Annotated in this window: 11 protein-coding genes; 4 read left to right on the forward strand and 7 right to left on the reverse strand. The window is 44.8% G+C overall.

Features of this window, described 5'->3' with window-relative positions; all coding sequences use genetic code 11:
• Position 1: 1 nt before the first annotated feature.
• The 5 genes from LZG73_RS13510 to LZG73_RS13530 form a co-directional block, all read right to left on the reverse strand.
• Positions 2-571 (reverse strand): helix-turn-helix domain-containing protein, encoded by a 570-nt coding sequence (locus tag LZG73_RS13510; RefSeq protein WP_233850263.1) that lies wholly within the window; start codon positions 569-571, stop codon positions 2-4.
• A 12-nt stretch (positions 572-583) separates the two neighbouring features.
• On the reverse strand, positions 584-2,809 hold the full coding sequence (locus LZG73_RS13515; protein WP_233850265.1) for a TonB-dependent receptor: 2,226 nt from the start codon (positions 2,807-2,809) through the stop codon (positions 584-586).
• 88 nt (positions 2,810-2,897) lie between these two features.
• On the reverse strand, positions 2,898-3,362 hold the full coding sequence (locus tag LZG73_RS13520; protein WP_233850267.1) for a hypothetical protein: 465 nt from the start codon (positions 3,360-3,362) through the stop codon (positions 2,898-2,900).
• A gap of 43 nt (positions 3,363-3,405) precedes the next feature.
• Positions 3,406-3,615 (reverse strand): heavy-metal-associated domain-containing protein, encoded by a 210-nt coding sequence (locus tag LZG73_RS13525; protein ID WP_233850269.1) that lies wholly within the window; start codon positions 3,613-3,615, stop codon positions 3,406-3,408.
• A gap of 243 nt (positions 3,616-3,858) precedes the next feature.
• Positions 3,859-4,197, reverse strand: coding sequence for a tRNA-binding protein (locus tag LZG73_RS13530; protein WP_233850271.1), 339 nt, complete (start codon positions 4,195-4,197; stop codon positions 3,859-3,861).
• Between the two features lie 110 nt (positions 4,198-4,307).
• On the opposite strand from LZG73_RS13530, the gene LZG73_RS13535 reads away from it, so the two are divergent.
• Complete coding sequence (locus LZG73_RS13535; protein WP_233850280.1) at positions 4,308-5,411, forward strand: lactonase family protein; 1,104 nt, start codon at positions 4,308-4,310, stop codon at positions 5,409-5,411.
• A gap of 63 nt (positions 5,412-5,474) precedes the next feature.
• Here LZG73_RS13535 and LZG73_RS13540 read toward each other — a convergent pair whose 3' ends face one another.
• Positions 5,475-6,893 (reverse strand): TlpA family protein disulfide reductase, encoded by a 1,419-nt coding sequence (locus LZG73_RS13540; RefSeq protein WP_233850282.1) that lies wholly within the window; start codon positions 6,891-6,893, stop codon positions 5,475-5,477.
• Positions 6,894-6,997: 104 nt separating this feature from the next.
• Between LZG73_RS13540 and LZG73_RS13545 the strand changes: the two genes are divergently transcribed.
• Positions 6,998-7,771 (forward strand): YdcF family protein, encoded by a 774-nt coding sequence (locus LZG73_RS13545; protein WP_233850284.1) that lies wholly within the window; start codon positions 6,998-7,000, stop codon positions 7,769-7,771.
• A gap of 10 nt (positions 7,772-7,781) precedes the next feature.
• Here LZG73_RS13545 and pfkA read toward each other — a convergent pair whose 3' ends face one another.
• Positions 7,782-8,756 (reverse strand): 6-phosphofructokinase, encoded by a 975-nt coding sequence (gene pfkA, locus LZG73_RS13550; RefSeq protein WP_233850286.1) that lies wholly within the window; start codon positions 8,754-8,756, stop codon positions 7,782-7,784.
• A 318-nt stretch (positions 8,757-9,074) separates the two neighbouring features.
• Between pfkA and LZG73_RS13555 the strand changes: the two genes are divergently transcribed.
• Together LZG73_RS13555 and LZG73_RS13560 are read left to right on the forward strand one after the other, a co-directional pair.
• The gene (locus LZG73_RS13555) at positions 9,075-11,564 is read left to right on the forward strand and encodes a YfhO family protein (protein ID WP_233850288.1); all 2,490 of its coding nucleotides are present in this window, start codon (positions 9,075-9,077) and stop codon (positions 11,562-11,564) included.
• 2 nt (positions 11,565-11,566) lie between these two features.
• A complete protein-coding gene (locus LZG73_RS13560) occupies positions 11,567-12,100 on the forward strand; it encodes a DinB family protein (RefSeq protein ID WP_233850298.1) in 534 nt (177 codons plus the stop codon).
• The last annotated feature ends 39 nt before the right edge of the window (positions 12,101-12,139 follow it).

Below are 12,139 nucleotides of genomic sequence, written 5' to 3' on the forward strand. Positions count from 1 at the left end.
ATTATTGCCCGACTTTGTCAAGCGTTATCCTTGCCAACTTGCTTTTTTTGAATTCACCGGGCGTCATTCCGGTCACTTTTTTGAACTGATTGCTCAAATGCGCCGTGCTGCTGTAAGACAATCGCCAGGCCATTTCGCTCAATGTCAGCTCGTCATAGGAAAGCCACTCTTTCACTTTCTCAGTTTTCTGTGCAATGATATATTGTTCAATGGTTTGTCCTGTTTCGGTTGAAAAAAGGTTGCTCAAATACGAATATTCGTAACCGATTTTGTCAGACAAATAATCTGAAAAGTTTTGCTGCGCAGGCTTATGACCTTTCAAATATTGCACTTCCTCAATGATAAGCGTTTTAATATGCTCAACAATCGCAAGCCGACGGTCGTCCAGCAAGTCGAACCCATTGACTTCCAATGCTTTCTTCACTGACATTAACTGCTCAGGATCAATGTTTTGTGCCGTTTCAACTTCTCCCAATTCAACGGATGTCAATGTTATGCCGAGCTTTTCGAGCTCTTCCCGAACCACGCGTTTACAACGGTCGCAAACCATGTTTTTTATATGCAATTTCATAAGGCGCCCTGATTATCTAACTATTTTATAACGTATTCCGGCGTAAATCATTCGCCCAACCACCGGTCCCCACGCCATTCCTGTGTCAAAATTTTCTCCAAAAGGATCATTAGCGCCCATAATTGGATTCTTTTGTCTGAAATTAGCCAGATTTTCGCCTCCTAAATAAACATCCCATTTCGGAAAAGTGCGGGTAACCTGTGCATTCAAATTGTAAAACGAGGGCGACATGGTCGAGGCCGCATTGTCCGGAATGTGATGATCCGCAACGTGACCCATGTACGGAATGCGCTTTTTCCCGTTCCATTGCACCGTCGCATCAAACTTCCATTTATCATAAGGCAGCGCATAGCCAGCATTGAAGAGCACGCGGTCGCGGCTAACCATCATTCTCGGCAACAACACATTTTCGTCATACACATTCCGAATGGACTGTTTTACGTCAAAAAGTCGGTAAGCAATTTTGAATTCCAGGCGTTTGACCGGGGTTAAATTCGCCTCAGCCTGAAAACTGTTGGCATAAGCCTTGCCTTCCAAATTGTAAAAACGAATATAACGCGGGTCCTCCAAGTCAGCAACAAGCTGATTATCAAAGTTTGTTCGGTAAAAATCGACAATCAGATTGCCATTCATTTCGCCCAGCTTAAATTCCTGCGTTAAGCTCGCGCCGTAATTCCACGAAACTTCCGGACGAATGCTTTCCCGAAATTGCACAGCCCGCGAGCTAACCAGATTTCCGTAATATTCAGCCAATGAATTTGACACCCGAAAACCTTTTCCGGCCGAAGCTCTGAGCGTGGTCTGATCCGTCAAGTTGTATTTGAGGTGCAAGCGCGGCGTCCATTGCGTTCCATACAAGTTATGAAAATCAACGCGACCGCCCGCAACAAGCACAAACTTGTCCAGATTGTTATAAGTGTATTCAAAAAATGCTCCCGGAACCGACTCGTTTCTGGTCAATACAATGTCTTTATATCGCTCATTATAATTGTCGAGCAGGTAACTCAAACCGGTTTTATATGAATGGTTCGTGTTGCCAATGATCGATTGATAAATCAGATTTGAGTAAAGTGTTTTTTGCGTTCCGTCATAATTATTCAGGCCAAAATAGGACTTGGAATCATGCAATGAAGCATTTAAGATAAAACCCAATCCTTTGTAAGGCTTATCGGGAAAGAGCCTTGCGATCTTTGAAAAGAACTCATAGCGGTTCACCTTCGCACCGAAGCCATAATCTTGCGTGGTGCCTTTCATTTCCTTTTCAAAGCCAGTCTGACCGCCTAACCGGTCTTCATACAAAGCTTTCACGCCAAACTGCGCCATAACCTTTTCACTTTGATATTTCCAGCGATTCACCACATTGTATTGCGTGTAAAGCGGCATATCCAGAAACCCGTCACCGTTTTTGTCAACGCGATTGCGCAATGTGCTCGCATGTGTAAGCAAGCCCGTGCTCCATTTTTCGTTCAACTGCGTTGCCAAATTAAGATTCACTTCTGCGCGCCCAAAATTGTTGAGATAAGTGTTTAAATAAAGTTTTTCGCGCGTGTCCGGTTTTTGCAATTCTACATTGATTTGCCCGGTCATGGACTCATAACCATTCACAACTGAGCCCGCACCCTTGCCCACATCAATCGATTGAATCCAGGTTCCGGGCACAAAATTCAGCCCGAAAGTTGACGCCAATCCGCGGATAGAAGGGATGTTTTCAATGTTGGTTTGAATGTATGTTCCGTTCAATCCGAGCATTTGAATTTGCTTGGAACCCGTCACTGCATCGCTATATGAAACGGACACGGAAGCATTCGTCTCGAAACTTTCGGATAAGTTACAGCAGGCCGCTTTCGCCAATGCGCGGGTTGTTATGATCTCAGTTTGGTGTGGCGAAAGTCTGTCGATAGTCGAAGTGTTACCGCGAACAGTAACTTCATTTAACGTCTGATCGCTTCGCATAACCACTTGAAGATCACTTTCCGAGCCGATTTTAATGGTGTCGTTGCGAAAGCCAACGAAGCTGAAAACGAGCAAATTCGATTGTGTAACGCGCGGGATGCTGAACCGCCCGCTGGTGTCAGTGGATGTTGCCTGCGTCGTGCCGGACCAGTAAACATTGGCACCTGTAATGGGTTTCAAGTCCTTGCTGTCGGCCACTTGCTCATTAACCGAGCCGGTTATACGTTGTGCGAAAAGAGGGGAGGAGATGAGAAGAAAAATTCCTCCTGCCAGATATTTGATCATGATTGCATTGATTCATTGATAACAGAAAAGATGTCGTGCATTGCTTTGAAGCAAAATTTTTGCACCTAACCAGTTGAAAATCAATGAATCATATTAAGTATGACTGCAATTGGCAGCGCATACTTTTCCCATGAAGACGAGAAGAAAAGGAAATGTCGGGATATGGAGGCTTGTAAGCCGGAATTGTATTTTTGTATAAATCAAAAAAAGCAGAAGGCTGGGGAAGCAGATGGTCATTGTTCCAAACCTTCAATAATTTGACAATTTGCTGCGCATTGGAAGTCGTAACTTCTAGCTTTTCAAATGATTGGGTCTCTTTACAGCAATCCGTTTTTTTGAAAAAAGTGCCTTTTGCTTCGTTCAGCTTTTTACTTTTAGCGCAGCACGAAGAGGCCGATTTTTCTTTTAACGAATCCTGTTTTAAATCCGCAACAACCTGAACTGACTTGCCACGCACGAGGCATTCATGCTCAATAAAGGCAAAACCCGTGCTGCTCATCAGGACCAGGAAGGCCATGAAAACAGTGATCGATCGGTGTAAGTTGCTTTTCATTGTGCGTAGTAAGTCAGCTTATATAAGTCAAATATATCAGTTTTCAGGCGATTTCTTCGGCATTGTAACCCGCCGTTTTCATCAGCGCAGCAATTTCCTGAGGTGTTTTGCTGGTCTCAACCTTCAAGATCCGTTCTGGGCTCAGCAAGTCAACATTCCAGTTTTCAATCGCATTATCCTCATTCAAAAATGGCGTTACAGTCGCAACACAGCTGCCACATTTTATGTTCGTCTTAAATTTCAAAGTTTCCATCGTTGGCAAGAGATTGTTTCATTACTAATTATCACAATGCAAATATCGCCACACCCGGCTTGGCATTCATTACAGAATTATACAAATGCGTTACAGAGTTTTTGGTTTGGCAAAAACAGGCGCCTTCCCTAGCCAAAGCTTTATCTTTTTGATCAGATCCACTTTTTTTGGACGGGGTAACGAGTGAATTCAAGAGGGATGAAACAGCGTGCACGACGTTCTTCTATCCGACTCGCTTTCATTTCAAGCCAACCTTGTCCCATTGGGCACTGGGAAATCTGGGCTGGAAAGTATTACTTCTCCGTCGGGCAGTATGAAGCCGGTGGTGAGGACTTCGGATTTGAAATTGGCGATTTGCTTTGCTGGGAAGTTTGTAACGCACAAAACCTGTTTGCCGAGCAGCTGCTCTTTTGTATAGCGCGCAGTAATTTGGGCGGAACTGTTCTTAACGCCAATTTCTGGTCCGAGGTCGATTTTTAGCTTGAATGCAGGTTTTCTCGCCTTTGGAAAGTCGTCAACTTGAATGATGGTTCCTGCTCTGAGGTCAACATTTTCGAAATCTTGCCAGCTGATCGTCTCCATTGGTTTCGGCTTGGGGTGAAAGTGTTGGTTTTAAACTTTTTCAAATATCATTAAAAACCACTGCAACGCCGCTTTCCATTCCAGTTGCTGTTCATTCAAAACAAAAAAACATGAAAAAGCTCTTCACTGTCGTGACATTGTTGATTGCCGGTTTTGCAAGCGTATCATTTCAGGACAAAACCATTCCGTTATACATTGGGACGCAAGATAAAGGTGCAAATTCGTCCGTTTCGTTGTGCGAACTCAACACATCGACAGGTCAAATTACGCTCATTGACACATTTAATAACTGCGTTGGTCCGGGTTATGTGGCCATTTCGCCTAATAAGAAAAATCTGTATGCGGTTGGTGGAGATAAAATCGTCGCTTTCGCAATTGGCGGGGATAACAAACTTACTTACCTGAACAGCGAATTGTCGGCGGGCGCCGGGCCTTGCCATGTTGCGGTGCATCCTTCGGGAAAGTCGGCGTATGTGGCGAATTATGGTGGCGGCAGTTTTACAGCTTACGATTTACAGCCTGATGGAAAAGTTACTGCCCCTGTTTTTACGGAGCAATATTCCGGAACTGGGCCCAATGAAAAGCGTCAGGACAAGGCTCATGCGCATTTTGCCACGGCATCACCTGATGGGAAATATGTTTACGTAACGGATCTTGGATCTGACAAGATTTTGAATTATCTGGCCGATAACAAGGGCGGGGCGCTTAAACCGAATCCTGCACAGCCATTTTTCGCCGGAAAACCTGGCGCCGGACCACGCCATTTGATCCTTCACCCATCCGGCAAATCACTTTTCCTGCTCAATGAGCTCGATGCGACAATCACTTCCTGCTCCATTGACAAAAATGGCGTGATCAAAGCACTGAACTCATATCCAACAATTCCCGCAGATTATTCCGGGCCGACAAACACGAGCGCAGCCATTCACTTGCATCCGAATGGGAAGTTTGTTTATGTTTCCAATCGTGGGCACAATTCAATAACCGGCTTTAAAATTGGAGCAAACGGCGCATTGGAAATGATTGATCAGCAAACTAAGTCAATTGCTACGCCTCGGGATTTCAATTTTGATCCAAGCGGGAAATTCATGATTGTGGCTAACCAAGCGACTGATAATCTGGTTGTTTATGATGTGGATGCGGCTTCGGGGAAGCTGCGTTTTAAGCGTGAGAGCATTGGGGTTAAGAGTCCTATTTGTGTTGCTTTTTTGTAGCGGCCGGAGGCCTTGTAATGGGCGACACAAACCTGGAGGTTTGCGTCAGCGTGCCGTTGCGTTTTATAGTTTTCTTGCTAGTTTGTTTTGGTAATAGTTTAGAAAATCTTCCAGTTGCTCCACGGGCATTTTGCGGGCGATGATCTTTTTATTTTTGTCCAAAATATAGATCGTAGGCGTTGTTACGACGTCAAATTTCTTTAAAAAGTCGATCTGGTTTAATGCGTCAAAACCGTTTGGAACATCTTCCAGGTGATAATTTTTGATGAATGTTTTCCATTCTTCCATATTATGCTCGGTGGAAACGGTCATAATTTTGACACCATTTGCCTTATTCTTGTCGTAAAATGCTTTGAGTTTCGGAGCGGCTTCTTTGCAATGACCACAAGTTGGCGCGTAGAAGAAAATGACGCTGTAATTAGCATCCAGCGCTTGCACGCTAATCTTTTTACCAGTCGGGTCAGTCAATGTCAATGCTGGGAAAGTCTTGTTTACGAGCAAATCTTTTAATGTGTTGACCTTATCAGCAATGCGGACTTTCACATCTTCGGCCGTTCCCATTTCGCCGGAAAGATAATATTTGGTCGCCATATGCACCCAAACTGCCTCTGTTCCAACCGTTTTTGGGTTTTCGTATTGGTTTGTGATAAACAAGACGACCTGCGATTTTACATCTTTGTTAGTCGCCTTTTTCGCGAGCATATCCGCATCTTTAATCAGCGAATCGGGGGTTTGCACGACAAGGTTTTTAATGTAACGGTCCAATCTTGGTTCCAGAAACGGAGTGTTGAGAATTCTTGCGTCGCCAAAGTCGAAATTATCCCAATAATGCGCTTTGTAATAATTGAAAACCCAAACCGAATCCGCTTTTCCATTAGGCAACTTTGGCGCGGCAGGAACTTCCGGGTCGCTTGACATTTTTAGCAGCTTAACAGTGAATGTCTCAGCCTGCTCTTTCAATACTTTTTCGCGATAAGCCGTAAAATCGTCCTGCAAAGCCTTTATTTTATTTTTGGCATCGGCGCTGCCACTCTTTTTCAACGCGTCTATTTCCACTGCGCCGGCTTTCAGTCTCTTTTGATAAGTGTAAAAAAGCTCATTTTCCTTCGAGCCGGTGACTTTCATATTGCCAATTGCGTCAGCTGTATCCGTTTCAATCGAAAAGTTGGTCTCTTTACCGGAATAAACCAGCTCAATCCAGCTGCGGTTTCCCGGAAAAAGGATCACATATAATCCGCCCGGAAGCTCCGTTTTTCCTTCAAACACCATTTTCCCATTTGCATCGGCCTTAGCTGTGTCTTTCGGGACGAAGAGCGTGTTATTCCGGTTGTAATGGCCAATAATCAATGATGAATCCGCAAGCCCTTTGATGGTTGCTTCAATCCGATAACCCGCGCCGGTGCCCTGGGCAAAGCCTGTGGTTGCGACTGCTGTGAAAAGAGCCATTACTAGGAGAAAAGCGCGGTTGTAATTTTTCATCATCGTAAAAGTTGTTTGCTTATGAATGCTATATTTGGCCGGTTCAAACTTCGTGGAAGTCACAAAATTAACTTCACAACGATAACATCTGTCAGCATCTTATCCAAATGTTTTATTTTCTGTCCAAAGCCATAGATTTTATTGTCATGCCGTTGAGCATTGTCTTTTTTTTGCTCATTTATGGTTTGATTGTCAGTAATAACAGAAAGAGAAAATTGCTCGTTGCGAGTGCATTGCTGATCTTGTTTTTTATTTCAAATAATTTTTTGGTAAACAAAGCATTGAATTGGTGGGAAGCCAAGCCTGTCAATTTGAGTGAAGTCAAAGGCGTTTACGACGTCGGTGTCCTGCTATCGGGCGGATTAATGGACGCCAACGCGCCGGGAGAGGATCATGCAGTGCTTGGCAAACGGGGCGACCGTGTTTTGCAAACATTCTTGCTTTATAAAGCCGGAAAAATTAAGAAAATCCTGATCACCGGAACGAGCAACGATCAGCTGATGCTGGAAGGAAAAGGGGAAACGCGGTTGGCAGCTGCTTTAATGGTGCAATGGGGCGTGCCTGCAAGTGACATTTTATTTGAAGAAAAAGCGCGGAATACGCGCGAAAACGCAAAATTCTCTGCGCAGATTTTAAATAAAAAATATCCGGACGGAAAGTTCATACTCATAACCTCTGCATTCCATATGCGCCGGTCGGCCGGATGTTTTGCGAAAGCAGGCATTCAGGCTGCCACTTTTCCGGCCGACTTCTATGGAGGTTATTATGATTTACAATTGCAGGATTTCCTGATCCCAGATCCTGATGCAATCGCCTATTTCAGCATGCTGTGGCATGAATGGATAGGAAATGTAGTTTACAAAGTGATTGGTTACACCTGACCATTTGCACCTACACACTCAATATTTTAACCATTCTCAACAAATCTTCATTAATTGGCTTAGGAAGGCGAATTGTATCTTCAAAGGGCGTGTAAACCAGATCGTTATTGATAATTCCGGCCATTACATTTTTTTGTCCGCCAATCAAACCTTCCAATGCTCCAAGACCCAAACGGCTCGCTAAAATGCGGTCATATGCCGAAGGAGGTCCTCCGCGCTGCGTGTGACCCAATGTTGTTACGCGGATATCTGCATTTTCATCAACCTGCCCTTTGATTTTTTCGGCAACTTCCTGTGCGCTTCCTTCGTCATCGCCTTCTGCAACAATGATAATAGAAGAAGATTTGGAGCGGCTCCAACCTTGTTTTAGCGTTTCAACCACTTCGGAGATCGGCGTCAGCACTTCCGGAACCATTACAAGCTCAGCGCCGCCGGCAATGCCCGACTGCACGGCAATGTAACCTGAATCGCGGCCCATCACTTCAATAAAAAATATTCTGTCGTGCGAGCTCGCTGTGTCGCGAATTCTGTCAATGGCGTCCAAAGCTGTGTTTACAGCCGTGTCGAATCCAATCGTGTAATCCGTTCCGTACAAGTCATTGTCAATGGTGCCGGGAGCACCCACGGTCGGGATTCCATATTCGTTTCCAAATATCATAGCGCCGGTAAATGTGCCGTTTCCGCCAATGGCGACCAATCCTTCAATTCCCAGGTTTTGCAGATTGTCGTATGCTGTTTTTCTGCCTTCGGGAGTCATGAACTCCTTGCTTCTTGCTGATTTGAGGATCGTTCCTCCTCTTTGTACTATATTGCTAACCGAGTGAGACTCCATTTTGTAGACGTCACCGGCGATCATTCCGCTATATCCTCTTCTTATTCCAAAAACTTCGATCCCATGATAGCAGGCTCCGCGCACCACCGCCCTGATGCAGGCGTTCATACCCGGGGCATCTCCTCCTGAGGTAAATACTCCAATTCGTTTCATTTAATTTTGGGTTACTTCTTTCGTTCGCTCTAATAGGTGCTTTAAAATCTTAAAGGCACAATTTCCGCAAATTTATCCGGTATTTTCTTAAAATATACGACGTGATTTCGAATTCTATTAAAAAAATGCGGGATTAAGATTCGGATTTAACACTTCAAACATATATCAATACTTATATATTTGCGGCTGTTAATAGAAATTTAATATCGGATAAAAGGCAATCATCTAAACTTTTAGTGGTTGTAAAGTCATATTTGTGATGTAGCGCACAAGCGCATCACCCAAGAGTTGAAAACCCGTTAGCTTAACATTATTAAAATGAAAAATTTGATTTCTTGGCAGCGTGCCTGGCCTCATTTGGTTGCGGTTGTCGGATTTATGATTCTGTCCATTGTGTACGTTTCACCTGTTTTACAAGGCAAAAAGCTGACCGCACAAGACGATGTTCAAGCCAAGGGAGCTGCACGGGAAGTGCTGGATTATCAAAAACAAACGGGCGTATGGTCAGGCTGGACAAATGGAATGTTCTCCGGAATGCCTGCATATCTGGTCGCGGCCGATTATCCGACAAGCGTCTCGACCAAGCTTGGACAAGCCATTAACCGGATTTTGCCCGCGCCTGCCAATTATTTCCTGATTGGAATGGTCAGCGCGTACATTTTATTTCTTGTGTTGGGTGCCGGGGGCTGGCTCGCCGCAGTCGGGGCGGTGGCTTTTGCATTTTCAGCATTTAATGTCATCAATTTAGAGGCTGGGCACGTTTCGCAGGTGATTGCGATCATGTACGCGCCTGGCGTTTTAGCCGGCGTTATCCTGGCTTTCAGAAAAAACTGGCTGGCGGGTGCAGCATTGACGGGTTTGTTTCTTTCGCTTGAATTATACGCCAACCACGTTCAGATCACGTATTATCTTGGAATCGGGATCGTTATTTTTGTTATTATTGAAAGCGTTTCTTACATTAAAAAAGGACTTGTAAAAGAGCTCACGCTCATTTTAGCAGGGCTCGCTTTTGCTGCTGTGGTGGCAGTGGGCACGCATACAACGCGACTTTGGAATGCATTTGATTATACAAAAGAAACCATCCGCGGCAAGTCAGAACTGACGCCCCTGGCGACTGCAACAGGCGCTGCAAAGGGAACGGGATTGGACAAGGATTACGCTTTTACATATAGTTATGGGGTGGGAGAATTGTTGACTTTGGTGATTCCCAATGCATACGGAGGCACTTCTTACGGGCCACTTTCCAACACATCCGAAACTTTCAAAACACTGACTGGACGCGGTGTAGATGCGGCCTCGGCTCAGAATGTTATTCAGCAACTGCCGCTTTACTGGGGCGATCAGCCGATTATGGGCGGGCCAAATTATGTCGGCATCATTGTCTTTTTCCTGTTTGTCCTCGGTTTGTTTATTGTTAAAAATCCGATCAAATACTGGGCGGGCGGCGTCATTTTGCTCTACATTATATGGGCTTTGGGTAAAAGTTTGGCAGGAATTAATTACCTGTTTTTCGACTATTTCCCCATGTTCAACAAGTTCCGCGCGATGACGATGGTTGTGTCGCTGGCGCAATTGCTGATGGTGCTCGTGGGTGTGCTGGCACTGGCGACCATTGTTCAGAAAAAAGTCGAATGGAAAGAATTTCAAAAGTCATTTCTCATCACATTAGGCGTTACGGGCGGTGTTACATTTCTCCTCGCGCTGATGCCGGGCATCTTCTTTGATTTCCGGGCAGCGGGAGACGGGCAATATGTCGAGCAGTTTATGCAAATGACGCAGGATAAAGCATTTGCACAACAGATTATGAACGCCATAGTACAGGATCGGGCGGGATTAATGAAAAACGACGCGATCAGGAGCTTGATCTTCGTTTTGCTTGCGGCCGGACTGGTTTGGTTTGCGATGAAAGACAAAGTGAAACCGGTTATGCTGTATACTGTCATGCTGATTTTGATCATTTTTGACCTTTTTGGCATTGATAAAAGATATTTGAATGATGAGGATTTCGTAAGCAATTATGCCGCTCAGGGCATTACAACGCCTTCGCCAGCCGATGAGCAAATCCTGCGTGACCCTGATCCAAATTATCGCGTTTACGACCTGAGCTCGCGCCAGGGCCCGTTCAATAGTGCGGATGCTTCTTATTTCCACAAGTCGTTGGGCGGTTATCATGGCGCCAAATTGCGTCGTTATCAAGAACTGTTCGAACGCCAGATCGCAACGCAAAGGCCAAACACGAACATTCTTAACATGCTGAACACGAAGTACATCCTAACTCCGGATCAGCAGGGAAATAAAGTGGCTCAACCCAATCCTGAGGCTTACGGTCATGCGTGGTTTGTGAAAAGTTATAAAGTCGTCCCCAATGCCGACGCTGAAATGGCTGCATTGGATTCGCTAAAACCACGTGAAGAGGCAGTTTTGGATCAAAAGTTTGCAAGCAAACTGACAGGACTCACGTTGCAACCCGACTCAACGGATAAGATCAGCTTAATTAGTTATAAACCCAATGAGCTGGTTTACGAAAGTAATGCGCGGAATGAAGGCCTGGCTGTTTTTTCTGAGGTTTACTACAATGTCCGCGACGAATGGAAAGTTACGATCGATGACAAACCTGCCGACATGTTGCGGGCCAATTACATTTTGAGAGCATTGCGGGTTCCTGCCGGAAAGCACAATATTAAATTCAGTTTCGAGCCGGTTTCAGTTGCCGTGGGAAGCAAAATAGACCTTGTGAGCTCGCTGTTACTGATTTCACTCATTGCCGGAGCCATTTTTGTACAAGCCAGGAAAGATAAAACTGCATGATTATGACAGATCGTAAATATCCAATCGGGCCGTTTGCGCTGCAAGAAGATTATACAAAAGAAGAAATTGGCAATTTCCTCGAAATCATCAAAACGAGTGCTGCCAAATACAGAGAGTTGGTGCAAAACCTTGAAGAAGAAAGTCTTAGCAAAACTTATCGCGAAGGAAGTTGGAATGTTCGTCAGCTAGCACATCACGTCGCTGACATTGCATTGCTGCATTATTTCAGGATGAAAAAGGCAGTGACCGAGCCGGATTATAACGATGTTACGCTGATTAATATGGATGCCTGGGCAGTCACATCCGACTCGCTTGAAATGCCAGTCGCAGATTCATTAAACATTCTAGAAGGAACCAATCAGCGTTATTTCTACTTTGCAAGCGGTTTGGATGAAGAGGATTTTGCAAAAACTTATTTTCATCCTGTCAGAAAAATATGGCTAAATCAAAAACATGCATTGGCCATGTCGGTCTGGCATTTACAGCACCATTTAGCGCACATTAAGCTGGCGTTGGAAAGAGAATCGGCAGCGTAAAAAGGACAAAGGTAAATTCTGACTTTTATGCAAATGCGG

This window comes from Dyadobacter sp. CY326, from assembly GCF_021390515.1.
Classification (GTDB): Bacteria; Bacteroidota; Bacteroidia; order Cytophagales; family Spirosomataceae; genus Dyadobacter.